20 protein-coding genes and 1 pseudogene are annotated in these 15,763 nt (G+C 37.0%); 17 read left to right on the plus strand and 4 right to left on the minus strand.

Annotation, left to right across the window (positions count from 1 at the left end):
• The first annotated feature begins 122 nt into the window (after positions 1-122).
• The 6 genes from FHS86_RS17860 (at position 123) to FHS86_RS17885 (ending at position 4,877) form a co-directional block, all read left to right on the plus strand.
• Positions 123-650: a hypothetical protein gene (locus tag FHS86_RS17860; RefSeq protein ID WP_429417015.1), complete on the plus strand. Its 528-nt coding sequence runs from the start codon at positions 123-125 to the stop codon at positions 648-650.
• Positions 651-964: 314 nt separating this feature from the next.
• Positions 965-2,182, plus strand: coding sequence for an ATP-binding protein (locus FHS86_RS17865; RefSeq protein WP_429417018.1), 1,218 nt, complete (start codon positions 965-967; stop codon positions 2,180-2,182).
• A gap of 236 nt (positions 2,183-2,418) precedes the next feature.
• Positions 2,419-3,348 (plus strand): transposase, encoded by a 930-nt coding sequence (locus tag FHS86_RS17870; RefSeq protein ID WP_429417021.1) that lies wholly within the window; start codon positions 2,419-2,421, stop codon positions 3,346-3,348.
• Complete coding sequence (locus FHS86_RS17875; RefSeq protein WP_429417024.1) at positions 3,303-4,028, plus strand: transposase; 726 nt, start codon at positions 3,303-3,305, stop codon at positions 4,026-4,028. The genes FHS86_RS17870 and FHS86_RS17875 overlap by 46 nt, the downstream gene beginning before the upstream one ends.
• 127 nt (positions 4,029-4,155) lie before the next feature.
• A complete protein-coding gene (locus FHS86_RS17880; RefSeq protein WP_429417027.1) occupies positions 4,156-4,476 on the plus strand; it encodes a nucleotidyltransferase domain-containing protein in 321 nt (106 codons plus the stop codon).
• A complete protein-coding gene (locus FHS86_RS17885) occupies positions 4,473-4,877 on the plus strand; it encodes a HEPN domain-containing protein (RefSeq protein ID WP_429417030.1) in 405 nt (134 codons plus the stop codon). Before FHS86_RS17880 ends, FHS86_RS17885 begins: the two co-directional genes overlap by 4 nt.
• A gap of 243 nt (positions 4,878-5,120) precedes the next feature.
• Here FHS86_RS17885 and FHS86_RS17890 read toward each other — a convergent pair whose 3' ends face one another.
• On the minus strand, positions 5,121-5,327 hold the full coding sequence (locus FHS86_RS17890; protein WP_429417033.1) for a hypothetical protein: 207 nt from the start codon (positions 5,325-5,327) through the stop codon (positions 5,121-5,123).
• Between the two features lie 250 nt (positions 5,328-5,577).
• On the opposite strand from FHS86_RS17890, the gene FHS86_RS17895 reads away from it, so the two are divergent.
• Positions 5,578-6,387, plus strand: a complete 810-nt coding sequence (locus tag FHS86_RS17895) for a GIY-YIG nuclease family protein (RefSeq protein ID WP_429417036.1) — start codon at positions 5,578-5,580, stop codon at positions 6,385-6,387.
• A gap of 178 nt (positions 6,388-6,565) precedes the next feature.
• Here the strand turns inward: FHS86_RS17895 and FHS86_RS17900 are convergent, their stop codons facing one another.
• Both FHS86_RS17900 and FHS86_RS17905 read right to left on the minus strand, forming a co-directional pair.
• Positions 6,566-6,736 (minus strand): hypothetical protein, encoded by a 171-nt coding sequence (locus FHS86_RS17900; RefSeq protein ID WP_429417130.1) that lies wholly within the window; start codon positions 6,734-6,736, stop codon positions 6,566-6,568.
• Positions 6,678-7,424, minus strand: a complete 747-nt coding sequence (locus tag FHS86_RS17905) for a transposase (RefSeq protein WP_429417039.1) — start codon at positions 7,422-7,424, stop codon at positions 6,678-6,680. Before FHS86_RS17905 ends, FHS86_RS17900 begins: the two co-directional genes overlap by 59 nt.
• Between FHS86_RS17905 and FHS86_RS17910 the strand changes: the two genes are divergently transcribed.
• The 5 genes from FHS86_RS17910 (at position 7,356) to FHS86_RS17930 (ending at position 10,427) form a co-directional block, all read left to right on the plus strand.
• Positions 7,356-8,123: a transposase gene (locus FHS86_RS17910; protein WP_429417041.1), complete on the plus strand. Its 768-nt coding sequence runs from the start codon at positions 7,356-7,358 to the stop codon at positions 8,121-8,123. The genes FHS86_RS17905 and FHS86_RS17910 overlap by 69 nt on opposite strands.
• Positions 8,124-8,208: 85 nt before the next feature.
• The gene (locus FHS86_RS17915; RefSeq protein WP_429417044.1) at positions 8,209-9,078 is read left to right on the plus strand and encodes a hypothetical protein; all 870 of its coding nucleotides are present in this window, start codon (positions 8,209-8,211) and stop codon (positions 9,076-9,078) included.
• Between the two features lie 190 nt (positions 9,079-9,268).
• Positions 9,269-9,508 carry a ribbon-helix-helix domain-containing protein gene (locus FHS86_RS17920; protein WP_429417047.1) on the plus strand — a complete coding sequence of 80 codons (240 nt, stop codon included), beginning with the start codon at positions 9,269-9,271 and terminating at the stop codon, positions 9,506-9,508.
• Positions 9,501-9,788 (plus strand): type II toxin-antitoxin system RelE/ParE family toxin, encoded by a 288-nt coding sequence (locus FHS86_RS17925; protein ID WP_429417050.1) that lies wholly within the window; start codon positions 9,501-9,503, stop codon positions 9,786-9,788. Before FHS86_RS17920 ends, FHS86_RS17925 begins: the two co-directional genes overlap by 8 nt.
• Before the next feature lie 378 nt (positions 9,789-10,166).
• Positions 10,167-10,427, plus strand: coding sequence for a type II toxin-antitoxin system RelE/ParE family toxin (locus tag FHS86_RS17930; protein WP_429417053.1), 261 nt, complete (start codon positions 10,167-10,169; stop codon positions 10,425-10,427).
• Positions 10,428-10,873: 446 nt separating this feature from the next.
• Here FHS86_RS17930 and FHS86_RS17935 read toward each other — a convergent pair whose 3' ends face one another.
• Positions 10,874-12,397: a nitrilase-related carbon-nitrogen hydrolase gene (locus tag FHS86_RS17935; protein ID WP_429417056.1), complete on the minus strand. Its 1,524-nt coding sequence runs from the start codon at positions 12,395-12,397 to the stop codon at positions 10,874-10,876.
• Positions 12,398-12,477: 80 nt separating this feature from the next.
• Between FHS86_RS17935 and FHS86_RS17940 the strand changes: the two genes are divergently transcribed.
• From FHS86_RS17940 to FHS86_RS17960, 5 genes and pseudogenes are all read left to right on the plus strand, one after another.
• On the plus strand, positions 12,478-13,254 hold the full coding sequence (locus tag FHS86_RS17940) for a response regulator transcription factor (RefSeq protein ID WP_429417059.1): 777 nt from the start codon (positions 12,478-12,480) through the stop codon (positions 13,252-13,254).
• Positions 13,255-13,636: 382 nt separating this feature from the next.
• Positions 13,637-14,086, plus strand: coding sequence for a Fic family protein (locus FHS86_RS17945; RefSeq protein ID WP_429417062.1), 450 nt, complete (start codon positions 13,637-13,639; stop codon positions 14,084-14,086).
• Positions 14,087-14,104: 18 nt separating this feature from the next.
• A pseudogene (locus FHS86_RS17950) lies at positions 14,105-14,206 on the plus strand (Fic family protein); the annotation flags it as partial.
• A 3-nt stretch (positions 14,207-14,209) separates the two neighbouring features.
• A complete protein-coding gene (locus tag FHS86_RS17955) occupies positions 14,210-14,617 on the plus strand; it encodes a Fic family protein (protein ID WP_429417065.1) in 408 nt (135 codons plus the stop codon).
• Between the two features lie 652 nt (positions 14,618-15,269).
• Positions 15,270-15,763 (plus strand): hypothetical protein (locus FHS86_RS17960; RefSeq protein ID WP_429417068.1); only part of this gene is annotated, 494 nt, incomplete at its 3' end.

Genomic DNA, 15,763 nt, shown 5'->3' on the forward strand with positions numbered 1-15,763 from the left:
CAAATATTTATAACTATTTTGCAATGGCGGCATAAGGTGGCTAAAAAACCGCCAATTTTTAAGAACTGTAGTTGGTTTTTAGACAGACTGCCGTTGGCGGCCATATACTTAAACCTCACATTATGAAAAAGTTGACAATAGTAGCAATGTCTCTTCTTTTCGCTTTTAACTGTTATGCACAGGATAATGAATACTTGTTAGATACAGATAAAGCAGGGCTTTTTACTAGAAATATGGATTTAGAAAATGCCCTAGAGTTAGCCAAGACTAGATATGTTGTTGAAAAATCTTCAATTTCACTAGAGGGTGATGACTACGATGTTTATAATATTAAACTAGACGGCCAATTGTTATTGAGAATAGAGCCCTATTGCGAAAGTGACTGCAAGATTTGGAGAATTTGGGTACATAGTGACCTTTACAAAACCGATAAAGGAATAGGTATTGGAAGCACAATTGAGGATATTCAAGTACATTATACTGTTGATTTTTTACAAACGGAAGGCGAGGGCTCGGTCTTTATACACCTAAATGAAAATGACATAGGATTTGAAATTGACCATCAGGCGTTGACAAAAGAGTGGTGGCGAGCAGGAGCTAAATTCGAGGATATACCAAAAGAGACAAAAGTTACAATGATTATTCCATAATACGTCCGCCAATATTTTGTTTATTCCATAAGGGTTTCAGTGGTATGCCAGCAGCGGCTTTCCGCTCATTCTCTCGTCCGTACCCGGACAGAGAATCACACGCAAACCCTTACGTAACAAACAATTTTCCGTTATCGGTCACCCTAAAACGAAACTGCACGACAAGCACAAATGACATTGAACAGACAAAATTTAGTTTACAAAGACTATGGTTTTAAAAATGCAATAAAACGAACTTGACCAAAAAATGAATTGTAAAATTCCTAAATGTTTTTATTTTGGAATAGTTTTAGGAATTTGACTATCTTTACTCTATGAAAACAATAGAACGTAAACGGTACTTGGATACACTGAGTGTTCTTAAAGACAAGAATTTAATTAAGGTTGCCACAGGTGTTAGGCGTTGTGGAAAATCAACTTTAATGACACAATTTCAAGACTTGTTGCGTAAAGAAAACGGCAAAGTTTCCATTTTAGCGATTAATATGGATATGCCCGAATTTCGGTTTTTAGCGGAAAAAAATTGGAAAGAAGTTTACGATTACATAATTAAGCATCTCAAAAAGAACGTAATCAATTATGTATTTATAGACGAAGTGCAAAACGTTCCCGAGTTTGAAAAAATGTTGGAAGGCTTATACGTTCATCCAAACATAGATTTGTACGTTACAGGTTCGAACGCATTTTTATTATCAAGTGAATTGGCAACTTTGCTCACAGGTAGAGCTTATGAAATAAATGTATTGCCTTTTTCTTTTGCTGAATATTTAGAGTTTACAGGCAAAACCACAAACCCTGACCGTGCTTTTGCTGAATATGTGCGTATAGGTGGTTTTCCAGAAGCTGTACGACTTTCTGCGGACGGAAATCATTTTGCAAATGAATATTTGCAAACGGTTTTCAAAAACATTTACGACAACGATATTTCTAAACGCTATACTATTTATGCCGAAGAATCATATCAGGAAGTTGTAACCTTCTTAATAGATTCAGTTGGTTCAAGAGTTTCAGCAGGAAACATTGCTAAAGTTTTAACGACAAATAAAAAGAAGATTGACAACAAAACAGTGTCAAAGTACATTGGCACTTTGGTTGAAGCCTATTTATTTTACAAAGTAAACCGCTATGACATCAAAGGCAAACAACATTTGGCAACGCAAGAAAAATACTATATGGTGGATTTGGGTTTTCGCAACGCATTACTTGGAAAAGAATTGGCAAGCAATGCAGGACATTTACTTGAAAATATAATTTATCTTGAGCTAAAACGCAGAAATAACCAAGTATGGATTGGAAAAACCAACAATTTAGAAGTTGATTTTGTTGTTCGCAACAACGAAGGTTTTACACAATACATACAAGTTTCGCAAACAGTTGAAACAGCAACGACTTTAGAACGTGAGTTAGCACCATTTGACAGTATTGCAGACCATCACGAAAAACTTTTAATCACAATGGACTACGAAACAGGTACATATAACGGAATAAAAAAAATAAATGCAATAGATTGGCTAACAAAGACCGAAAAATAAGGGCGAACCGATAACACGCAATATAGCAAAAAGCGGTGAAGTGCTTATTTGGAGGGGGTTTCGTCCGTTTCAACTTCATCTCGGTTTGATAGTGAATCGCTCGCAATCCGCTTCATACCATATTGCCACCGTCAGACTGTGCAAAAACCCTCCCAAATTGTTAATAACCTCATTGTTTATTATTTAGAGCTATTCTTGATATTTCTTATCTTTATTGTATACCAAAAAGATAGGTCATGCCACACATAATTGGTGAAAACAGGAATCAATTCTTTATGTTAAGCCTCAATGAGGTGGTTCCACAAAATTCATTCGTGCGGGCCATCGATGCTTTTGTTGATGCCATCGATATGGAAAGCTTTGGTTTTACCCATATAAAGTGCAACGATGAAGGCCGCCCGGCTTATCATCCTTCTGTGCTGATGAAGCTCTACCTATACGCTTATCGTTATGGCATCCGCACATCGCGCAAGCTGGAGCGGGAGGCCGCACTCAATATGGAGGCTATCCCGGAAAACCGGGACAAGTTATGGCTTACCTCGTGCCAGAGCCACAAATACAAAACCATAGCCGATTTCCGGAAAAACAATGCAAAGGCTTTCCGCCAGGTTTTCCGTGCGTTTGTAAAACTTTTGCGCGACATGGAACTTGTCGACGGCCAAACAATTGCCATTGATTCGTTTAAAATAAGGGCACAAAACTCGCTGAAGAACAACCTTAACCAGGCAAAGATCGACCGCCATATCACATACATCGACAACAAAGTAAACGAATACCAGTTACAGCTCGACCAATGCAACCTAGAAGATGAGCAACAGGAACTCAAAGCAAAAATAGCGACCCAAAACCAACGCAAAGAGGAGTACCTCGACATACAGCAACAGCTTGAAGAATCGGGCAACGAGCAGATATCGCTTACCGACCCCGATGCCCGCTCTGTTGTACTTCACCGCAATATCATAAATGTAGGCTACAACGTACAGGCTGCAAGCGATTCAAAACACAAACTGCTTGTGGAATACGACACCGGTGATGTTAATAGCCTGTCCCGCAAGGCGGGAATTCTCATGCCCTGGCATCGGTTGCCATCGCCACCAAGGAACTGCTCGGTGTTGAAGGGATGGATGTTTTGGCCGACAAAGGCTACCACACCGGTGAAGAACTGAAAAGGTGCAAAGAAGAAAACATTACCACCTATGTTTCTCCCAAAGCCCCTTCTACAAAAGATATTGGCTTGTACCCGATTACTGATTTTACCTACAACAACGAAACCGACAGCTATACCTGTCCTGCAGGTGAAACGCTCACAACAAACAACGTTTGGTACAGTCACAGCGCACGGGGGAACACCGCCGCATATAAGTTCAGGAGGTACACAACACCCGCTTGCAAGCAATGTGCTTTGCGGCAAAAATGCACCAAGGGGGAACGTAACGGCAGGTGCATCGACCGCAGTGAATATGCCGAAACCATCGGGGAAAACAAAGAACGCATCAACAACAATCCCGGATATTACAAAAAGCGGCAACAGGTAACAGAACACCAGTTTGGCACTCTTAAACGCCAGCGCGGCTTTACCTTCACCCTGATGAAGGGCAAAGAGAAAGTACTTGGCGAAGTTGGCTTGGAGTTTATTGCTTACAACCTAAGCCGTTGTGTGTCAATACTTGGATGGGATGAATTCGTGAAAGCCTTAACAGACAAGGCTTTGGCGACAATATTGATCAAGACACGGCAGTTTTTAAGCCATTTTGCGCTATTAAAACCAGAAAAAAAAATTTTATCATTTACAAAATTCGAAAATTTATTGTCCGGTATGGCCCTCTATTCAATTTGTATGAGGTAAATTTATGATCAATAAATAACGGAAGTTGGTTTTTACACAGACTCCCGTTACAAACAATAATGACTTCGATTCCAGCCTGTTTTCAAAATTTTAAGTATTTTTGATTTGAGTTTAATAAACGGACAAGATGATTAATAACAATTCTAATTCATTATCAATAATTAAAGATACTGCAAGCAAAATTTTACCAGATTGCAGGATTCTTCTTTTTGGATCTCGTGCCCGAAAAGACAATTCTATTGATAGTGATTATGACTTTCTTGTTATTACCAGAGAAACAATAGATATCCGAAAAAAAAGAACTCTTAAATCCATGATGCGAAAAGAGTTGGCTCGATTTAAAATTCCTGCCGATATCCTGATTCAAAGCGAGGACGAAATAAATTCAAAAAAAGAAATAACAGGACACATTCTCAAACAAGTCCTTAAAGAAGGTGTTGCTTTATGAATAGGGCGACAATAGATTTTATAAAACAATGGCTAATAAAAGCAAATGAGGATTTATTGGTTGTTGATAAATTGACGGAATATGAAATCATTGCAACATCATCTGTTTGTTTTCACTGTCAGCAAGCCGTTGAGAAATTTTTGAAAGCCTACTTAATTGCCAACGGTGTCGAAGTGAGAAAGACTCACAATATTGAATATTTGCTATCTGAGTGCGCCGACTTTGATAAGGATTTTGCAGAAATTGATCCAAAAGAATTGAGTGATTTTGGTGTCGATGTACGGTATCCTGCTGACATGTTTGTTCCCGACCAAGACGAAACATTAGAATATAAAGATCTTGCGTTTGAAATCAAAGAAATTGTAGAAAGCAAGATTGATCAAATTCTAAAATCACAATAATTGCTGTTTGTAATCGAGTAGATGGCCAGTGAGCCAATAGCCCACTGGTGCACCTCTCACACCACCCAGCATACGGGTCTCGTACTGGGCGGTTCACTAATGAAGGCTAACCTTCATGTAATACTCTTGAAGACTGATGTAGCCACATTGCTTAAGCCTGTCAATCGTGATGGTAGTCCCTAATATGGGACTCTGGTCAACTTTCCAAGCTCCCATGCTCGTTTTGCTCCATCTCCGTCACGGCTAGCCGATTCCTGGCAGTACATTGATCGTGATCATCCGCCCACTTTTGCATCCAGGACAATGACAGGGATTGATGCCCTTTTGCAGGGTGCTCATGCTTTGTCCGCGTAAAACAACCTGTTGTTCCAGTTTGCGAACAACTTTTTCAAACTCGGGAACCAGCACGATGGCCTGTTCAACCGTGGTAAATCCGGATTTCTTTCTCATTGTCAGTAATTATTATGGTTAAATGCACTGATTTTAAGAAGAATCCTGTATTTTTAAAAGAGCTATCCCGCATTGGCGGGATTTAGTTCAACACTTTGTATATTTAACTGTGGGCGCAGTGGTAGTTTCAGCTTCCCCACCCGCCTCTAAGCGGTGTGTATGCGGACTGGAAACCCTCACGAAAACCACAGCTAAACATACAATTGCACGTTAGGTGCAAGTTTAACGAAGAAACAAGAGTGCAAAAATTATGATTTTACTAAATGACATATTAAAACTGGACAATCTTGAAAACGTAAAGATTCGATTTAATTTAATGTTTAATCAAAACTGGAATCCAATCGAAATTTTTAAAAACAAAGATTTTAAAACAGCACTCAACGGACAGTATTGGAATTATAAGAAAAACAGGTCATTCAAATCTGGACAAACAACAATTGGCTTTATTAAAATCAATAAAAATGATGATTTGTGGCTTCTGTTCCATGTTGGAAAAATTACAAAAGACTTAAATGTTCTTGACGGAGTTGGATATGAATATGAAATCCTGTCTGAGTATGAAAAATATTTCGGGCGGTTGATTATAAAATTCAAAAATAAATCACAAACAATGATTCGTCTTGCAAATTCGGTGATTAATGAATGTGAAGTTGTACAGATTCTACCAGACACTTTCGATAACGACTTTTTTCCAGGCTATGACAAGGTTAATGTTACTTGGCCAGAATTATCTCGCGTAATTAATAACGAGACTTGGAAAACAGCTTTGAAGAATCAGAAAGGCGTTTATTTAATCACGGACACTTTTAACGGGAAAATGTATGTTGGTTCTGCTTACGGAGAACATATGATTTTAGGGAGATGGCAAGCATATATAAAGACAGGTAACGGAGATAACAAAGACTTAAAAAAATTGAGTTTTGATTACATTAAGAAAAACTTTAAATACTCAATATTAGATATTTTTAAATCGACAATTGACGACTTAATTATCATTGAAAGAGAAAGTTGGTGGAAAGAGGTTTTAAAAACGAGAGAATTTGGATACAATAATAATTAATAAAAACCAGCACCTAATAAATAGAACTCTGAGCGGCGCGCAGCGCCCAGTGAGGAGTTTCGGTTGAACTACATCCATCCCGCTACGGTGCTATGTACTTAAAGAAGGTTTTTGATGTTTTTTGAAAGAAATCGAGACGGTGTTCTTTGATTTGTTGCAGCTTTTAGTGCTTACCCGCTTAATTGATCCAGCCTGTCAGGTGATTGGCCCCTGCTGCCATTGGGTGGTTTTTGTTGATCATTGGGCGTAGTTCTCCCGGATGCATCTGCTGCATGATTTTAAATGACTGATTATGATAATTTAATAGTCCTGGTTTTCCATCCCGGCGACCGTATTCTTGGTAGTACATTGATCACGACCATCTTCCCGGTTTTGCACACCGGGCACAGGCAGGGGTTGAAGCCCGTGAGCCTTTCAAAGCGTTCCATCCTTGTTTCGGGTGGCTGTTGCTGCTCAATCATCGCATCAATATCGGGCTTTTCCTCCGGGACAAACTGCAATTTGAGGTTTCGTTTTACGGTGTGGTTGTAAATACCAAACCTCCGGATTTTGACAAAGCGCCGTGGCAGGATGTGCATGGTAAAGCGCCGCAGGAACTCAACGCCATCGAGAGTAAGCGGCTTTTTGATGGCCCCCTCGCGATAATCTTTGGCCACGAAAGTTACTTTTCCACCTGCGATGAAAACGACGGGGACAAGAAAGAAGCCATTGAAACGGAAATCAAGAAACAGCAAGAACGGAAAGAAAACTACAAGGCCATTGAAAAGCAATTGGAGGAGTCGGGCCAGCCGCAAATCTCTACTTCCGATCCCGACAGTCGTCACCTGATTACCCGAAACAACATCACCGAAGTGGCCTACAGCGCCCAAACCACGGTCGATGCCGAAAACAACATCCCCATTGATTACAAGATGACCAATAGCAACAGCCTGTCCCGGTTTACCGGGAATAAAAAGGCGATGGGCAACATGCTCAGGCGGTCCAAGTCCATATTGGGGCACAACAATTTTACTGCTCTTTACGATAAAGGTTACCACACGGGCAGTGAGCTTGCCATCTCCGATTCGCTTGCCATTCCGGCAATTGTTGCCATTCCGCCACTGGCCGGAGCCTCACATGCCCCAAATCCGGCATACGATGTTGAGCACTTTATTTACAGCAAAGAAGACGACACCTACACCTGTCCACAAGGGCATGTACTGACAACGAACAACACCTGGCACCATGCCAAAAACAGCATGGGCGAAGTATCGTACCGCTTTAAGAATTATACCACCAGGGAATGCAAAAGGTGCGAAGTGCGGGAGCAGTGCACCAAATCGGCGGCCAACGGCAAACAGGTACGACGCAGCGAATACACCGAAAACATTGAGAACAACAAGAAAAGGGTGGAAAAAAGCGAGCAACTTTACAAGCGGCGACAGGCCATTGTGGAGCACCTCCCGAAGCAAGTTCGGGACAGGCTATTTGGCACGATCAAACGGCAATGGGGCTTTAATTACATCATCACCAAAAAATACATTGAACGGGCCGAAGCTGATTTTGGTCTGGTGATGACAGCCTATAAGCTCAGGCGGATCATCAACATCGTGGGCATCGAAGTGCTAATAAAGTACCTTGCTGGTTTTGCCTTGAGTTTTGGATTAAAAGAAGCCATTAAGGAGTTAAAATCGAACATTTTAAGCCAATTGATTAACAAAACAAATATTAATCACTATTTTGTAAGAGCTGCTTAAAACGGCTAAAAAACAGCCTTTTTTTAAGAGATAGCAGTTCGCTTTTAGACAGACTGCCGTTACAGGGTATTTAAAAACGCTACGAATGAACAAGATTATTAGAATAATATTACCTCATACAATTTCTACGATATTGTTTTTTATCGTTTGTTCATCTTTGTATTGGCTATTCACAATAGAGTTAGAGTTAATTTCATACGATAATATCTTATTCTGTAATATTCTGCCTGGTGCAATTTCACTATTATTGGTATTTGTATTCCTCAGAAAAAGACTTGAACTCCTAAATATCTCATATAAATACAAATTTGTTACATTGATTTTGACTTGGATATTAATGGCGGTTCCTCTAATGAATTTTGAATTATACTTACATTGGTCTAATAGTGAGCAAACCATCATTAACCAGCCTTCTGATTTATTAGAAAATAGAAATTCAAGATACTATACAATAAAAAAGTCAGACCAATTAAAAGAGAAATCTGGCAAATACTTCAGACAAGGTAGAGCTGTTCGGGAACATGAGATGCGAGTTAATTGCTATTTTGTGTGTCCACTCACAGACATCAGTGACAATAAAATGAAACAAAACATTTGGATTGGATTAAACCTGAGCAATAGTTTTAGTGATAGAGTCTTTGATGATAAAACAAAGCAAGAAAAATTAATTTCAAATTATATTGACTCGTGTATTCTGTTGTATGACAGTCATAATTTCAACACGAATTTTCTAAAGAATTTGACAACTCCAAATGAAAGAAAACAATTTATACAAGCAATAGAAAATTCAAAAGTGGAGTACGATGACGAAAATTTAATAATCTTAGAAGAAACAATAAATGATTATCTTGAAAAGGCAAAGAAAAGCTTACAGCGGACAAAACTTACATTTATTGTGTCGATTTTATTATGGATATTATTAACTGTATTTCCAAAGATGAAAAACACCCTATAACATTTTGTAAATTGCATTGCGGTGTCGATGCAGGTTGTCGCCTCGGATTCCCGTAATTATCTCGTCCGTAACCGGACAGATAATCACTCGCAATCCGCAACGACAACAAACAATTTTCCGTTAAGCAACAAGTTAACAAACTTGCTATTGATTCATATTTGGTGTATATTCGCATCAAAACACTATAATTATGGCACGACAAAGCATTTCTTTTACAAAACCAAATGATGAATGGTTAAAGACTCAAATTGAGAATCAAGAATATTCTAGTAAAAGTGAATTGATAAATGATTTGATTAGACAGGCACGTAAACAACAAGTTCAAATTGACTGGATTAGAGCTAAACTGGACAGATCAGAAGAAAGTGGATATACTAATGATTCAAAAGAACAAATTTTGAAACAATCAAAGGCTTTGCTTAATGGTTAAATACAAATTAAGTAATTCTGCAAAAGAAGATCTTATTCGCATACATCATTTCGGTGTAGAAAATTTTGGAATGGATCAGGCTGATAAATACTTCAATACATTTTTTGATTATTTTGAAATAATTGCACAACAACCATTTGCCTTTGAATCAATAGACTATATCAAAAAAGAATATAGACGATGCCCTTGTGGGGCAGACAGTATCTACTATAAAATCAGTAATGGGATTGTTGAAATAATGGCAATTATCGGAAGGCAAGATTTGAACAACCTACTCTAAAAAATAAAAACCTGTTGCTAGTCGAGTAGATGGCCAGTGAGCCAATGGCCCTCTGGTGCACCTCTCACACCACCCAGCATACGGGTCTCGTACCGGGCGGTTCACTAATGAAGGCTAACCTTCATGTAATACTCCTGAAGACTGATGTAGCCACGTTGCTTAAGCCTGTCAATCGTGATGCTAGACTCTAATATAGGACTCTGGGCAACTCTCCAACCTCCCATTCTCGTTCGGCTCCATGCATAGGCTTGATCAGGTTTTATGCCTAAGCAGATAAGGTTCTTTCTTTTCCTTCGGCCTTTTTCCAGCTGAATCAAAAAAACAAATGGAAAAAGGTCTATTTATTGAGCAAGACGAACTTGATAAAGAATTTGACAGATGGCTAAACGAAAAATAGTTTGGTCACATAAAGCTCAAATTAAATTATTCCAGATTCTTGATTTTTATACAGAGAGGAACAAAAGCAAGTCCTATTCTACGAAACTATATAAACGTCTCATCAAGGAATTACCACTTTTAGTCGACCATCCAGAAATTGGAAAATTAACTGATGATGACACAATTCGAGGATTGATTGTAGATGTATTCATTTTGTTTTATGAAACAAAAACTGACCCAATAATAATACATACAATTTGAGATTCAAGACAAAATCCTGACGATCTCAAAATAGAATAGCAACAATTGCTAACACTTAGCTTTCAATTGAGCGTTGCTTGCATACGCTCTACATTAAAGTCCCGATGGCCACCGGGATTGAACTAAACAATGCTCGAATATGCACGAAACCAATAATTTATCTTATAGTGTTTTCAATGTAACCATCCGGTAAACCCTGTATTATTTATCAAGGATATGAAGTTTATATCAGCGTTTCTCTAAAACATTCAGAGAACTATTTAAGTCGGATTGGAGCTTCTTTGAGTTGATTCAGGTTTTTTCCTTGATTTTTGGATTAGAAGAAGTGTATAAGGAACAACTTACACCCTCTGGAAAAATACACCTGCTAAAATGCAATTATATTCATCACCAAAAATACATTGAAGGAGCTCAAGCTGATTTTGATCAAAAGAAACAGTCCTGCATTAATTGGACATCCTTTTAAGTTTGAACAATAAAGTAATTTTTAATACAATGGATAAAACAAAACAGATGAAGCAAAACATGACAAAAGCATTAGCTGTTTCTGCATAAACAGTGGGTGAAGAATTTAGAGGAAGATTGGCATAGAGAATTTTGTTCGTATTGTTAAAGGTGTTAAGTTCTGCAATAATTTTACCTTGATCATTGCTTACCATATTTATCCCATTTCCATTTGAACGAATTAGAAGGCGTCCACTTTGAAGTGTTTCAAATTGTGCCATCTTAGAATGCATTGATGCAAATTCTTTCCAATCGTATGCAGGGACAAGCATAATATCGACATTTTTTCTATTAGCCTGCGCTAAAAAAGATGGGAAATCGTAGTCGTAACAAATTACATTGCCAAGTCTTCCGTATTGTGTATCAACTACTGGTATTTCGGAATTTCCTGAATTAACCACCGGAATTTCAGAAGGCGTTGGGTGAGCTTTCTTATATTCCCACACGATCGTTCCATCCTTACCTATTAAAATACTTTTGTTGTTGATTGGTTTAGGAGCATCTGAACTTCTTTCTTCAAAAAAAGCAAGCAAAACATAAGTATTGAAAGCCTTTGATATGTTTTTTACTTCTGTAATTATGGAATTAAGTTGATTTTGATTTAAGAATAACGATGCTTCGCTCCAGACAATAATTTTTGCACCCAATTCAGCTGCATTTCTTGTATTTTTTATCTGAACAGATATATCTTTTTCACCTGAAAAGAAAGAAGCAGGAATCTTCATATTTGGCTGTTTACCAAGCCGAAGCAATACATCTTTCTCTCTTTGTGCCAGTCGATGTAAATCAAATGGGCCACTAATTGTTGCTACTCTTACAGTTTTCTGAGCTTCCGCTTGTGAAGCGGTTTTTATAAAGCCATAGCTTATAATTAAAATAAATACACTACCAAAGGTGAGTAGCCCATTTTTAACGAATGTAGATTTAAAATCATTTTCAAAAAACCAATAAAGGACGGAGGCAAACCAACAAATTATAAATGTAATGCCATGCAATCCTGTAATGGTACTTAATTGAGCAAAAGGAGTGAAAGAAAACTGAGATTGTGCCAATACTCCCGAAGTGCCAATTTTCGATGTAACCAATGCCTCAATGACAACATAAACCGACGGAAAAACTAATGTATGTACCAGTCTTTTACCTTTTACAAACAACATACGGTCAATTACATAAATTATCATTGTTATGAATGCATACGAAACACCATTAATTGCTCCTATCACAGGGTCATTAAATAAATTATGTGACTTTTGAGTTATAAAACCTGTCATGATCAACAATAGAAATAAAAATACAAATCGTATTGGCTTTGCTCTTCGGGAAAAATGCAGTAGAAATATTGGAGCAATCCATGCAAATATGCCGTATTGATTTTCTTGACCAATAAATAACAAAGAGATGCAACCAACAAATAAAGCTACATAAATGAATGCTTTGCCCTTGATAATATTAATGAGTCTTCCCATAACTAATTTACTTTATTAACTTTACATACAAAAGTAGGATGCGGTTCTTTAAAATAAAATAGTGAATTATAACTATACGAATGAATAAGAATTTGAATCAACTACAAAAAGAACGATTAATCAATATAGAAACCCATATCTGTTCGGTATCTGACATTGACTACCAACGTATTCAGCCAAAAATTGAAATGATAGAGCGACTGGCTGAGATTGAAAGTTCGATCTATGCCGTGTTCGATTTACATAAAAACCACTATTTACTACAAAGCAGGGAGCAACTGGAAATATTTGGTTTAGACCAAAAACAAGATCAAAATATCAATTTCGATATGCATTACGAGCGAATTCATCCCAATGATTTAGCCTTTGTTTTGGAAACTGATAATTTGCATTATCAATTTCTTTCAAATTTGCCATTTAATGAAAAGAAAGATTATAAACTTGTATATGATTTTCGAACCAGAAATACCGATGGATTTTATATAAGGCATTTGCATCAAAGTATTCCCTTAGAGCAGGATAAGAATGGCAGAACCTGGCTTACACTTGTGATTTCTCATCCAATGTCGGAACGTTTGCCAAATGAAAAACCACAACGTCGGTTAATAAATATTAAAACAGGTGAATTACATCTGTTTAATAAAATTGACGGTAAAGCTTCAGCAGTAATTCTTACTAAAAGAGAAAAAGAAGTTTTGATTCTAATTAGCCGTGGATACGACAGCTACAATATTGCAGACAAGATGAGAATTAGCATCAATACGGTAAATAATCACCGACAAAATATTTTAAGAAAAACACGGACCGATAATGCTACTCAGGCTGTATTGTACAGTAAAAGAATAGGAATAATTTAATATATATTTGAAATATGTAAATAATTCCAGCGTATAATAAATAGAATACTGAGCAATGCGCAGTGTCCAACGATGATTTCCACCAGCTGGAAAAATAATCTACATCTATCCCCCTACGGTATTCTGTATTTAAAGAAGATTTTTGATGTTTTCTGCAAAGATACGGCAACAGCGTTCAGTTTAATACGCTGATTAATAAAATAAATATTAATCACTATTTTGTACGGGCTGCTTTAAACGGCTAAAAAACAGCCAACTTTTAGATCTGGTCTTTGATTTTTAAACAGACTGCTTTTAGGTTTAATTCTGAAAAAAGAATTGCAGCATAAACAGTTATGATTTTTTTTGATAGTATCAAATGATAGTATCAAAAATATAAACGATGAAACCAGCATACAAAATAACAAGTAGAATTTTATACTTAATTGCTTCTATTTCAGAAAAAATCGGAGAGGTGAATGCAGCTCATTTAAATAAACCGCCAACAGAATTAAGAGAAAGAAATTGGATAAAAACGATTCTGTCATCGCTTGAAATTGAAGGAAATACTTTGACTGTTGAGCAAATAACCGAGCTGCTTGACAACAAAAGAATCCTTGCTCCAAAAAAAGACATTTTGGAAGTTAAAAATGCAATCAACGGTTATAATCAGCTAAATAAATTCAAAGTCTTCGAACTAAAATCGCTGTGCAAAGCACATGAGATTTTAATGAAGGAATTGATTGAAAAACCAGGAAAACTTCGAACCGGTTCGGTTGGAATTGTAAAAGGTAGCGACATCGCCCAAATTGCACCTCCCGGAGAAATGGTTTATTCGTTAATGAATGATTAGTTTAGTTATCTCAAAAACGACGACGATTTAATTCTCATAAAAAGTTGTGTTTTCCATTACGAATTTGAATTTATTCACCCGTTCATCGACAGAAACGGCAGAATGGGTCGACTTTGGCATACTATGATTTTAAAAGAACACGCTCCTGTTTTCGAATTTCTTCCAATTGAAAGTTTGGTAAAATCAAGACAACAAGAACATTACAATATTCTAGGAAAATCAGATAAACAAGAAACTACAACTGCTTTTGTAGAATTTATGCTCGAAATAATAAAAGATGCACTCGAAGAATTATTAAAAGTTCAAAATATTAGTCTAAGCAAAAATGACAGAATCTCAAATTTTAAAGTAATCATTGGGACAAAAGAATCTTCAAGACAAGATTATTTAAGAGCATTCAAAAATATATCTCAGGCAACTGCTAGTAGAGACTTAAAAGTGGCTGTTGACGATGGGATTATCGAGAAATATGGAGATAAAAGAACAACAAAATATAAATACAATACACGCATTCGAAACAATACCGAATAATTCATCGGGTAATAGCGATTTCATTTCTTCTGCTGTTACTTACGTTTATTACAATTAACCTTGCTGAATAAGTCTAATGCTGCAGCCATAATACAGGACTACCTTAATAGAACTGACCCAATGTTGTCTGATGAGCAACTCATTGTTCTGACCAAAAAGATGAGGCACCTCATGTGGAATTGGCATATTTACATCGGCTATATAATAGCCGGATTATTTTGTATTCGGTTCTTCCTTCCTGCAACAGAACAGTTGAAGTTCCAAAATCCCTTGGGTAAGAATCTATCCATAAAGGAAAAACTTAAGAAATAGACCTGCATCATTTTTTATGTCTGTGTAATAATTTCATTACTAAAAAGACTTATAACAGAGCCTGGTCAAAAAGAACAAAAAAAAACCGATAGAAGTCATCCATGTCTCTGGCATTTACTACCTGGCAGCGTATATTTTATCCATTTGACGGGTGAGTTAGTAGCCGTGTTTACTAAGCAAAAAGAAATAATTTCGCGGATCGTTTGTGGAACAAAGGACCATGATTTAAGGTACAAATACAGAACAGCTTTGAAAAAATAATTGGCCGTTCTTTAATCGAAAATATCAATAGGGCAAAGTAGAAAAAGAATCATTAACAATAAGCAGAAAAGGATAGACTATGCAAACTCAACTCAGTTGGAAAAAAAATTTTCTTTCTACTTTATACAGCATTTATTCGAATGGTCATCAAATTGGGGAGTTAAGAGATAAAAGTTTTTCCCAAACAGCCCATGGTCATTTAAATGGTAAAAGCTATACATTTAAGACAAGCGGGTTTTTAAAACAACATACTAAAATTATCGACAGTGCTGAAAACAGAGTCATTGGTGAAATAAGTTATAACAGCTGGATGACAAAATCCTTCATCACAGTTGATAATAAAACAATTAACTGGAAGTACGATAATTTATGGAATACCAGATGGAGTGTTTTTGATTCAGAAGGTTTGAATATAAACTACGCTGGTTCATCGGCAAGTGGCCAAATTGATTCTAATTCAGCTGATGCGTTGCTTTTGTTGTGTGGCTTATTTGTTACGAATTATTATTGGCAAATGTCTGTTGCAGTGCTCATTGCTGTTTTTGTTCCAATCTGGACCATTACACTGGGATA

Source organism: Roseimarinus sediminis (genome assembly GCF_050433125.1).
GTDB lineage: Bacteria > Bacteroidota > Bacteroidia > Bacteroidales > Prolixibacteraceae > Roseimarinus > Roseimarinus sediminis.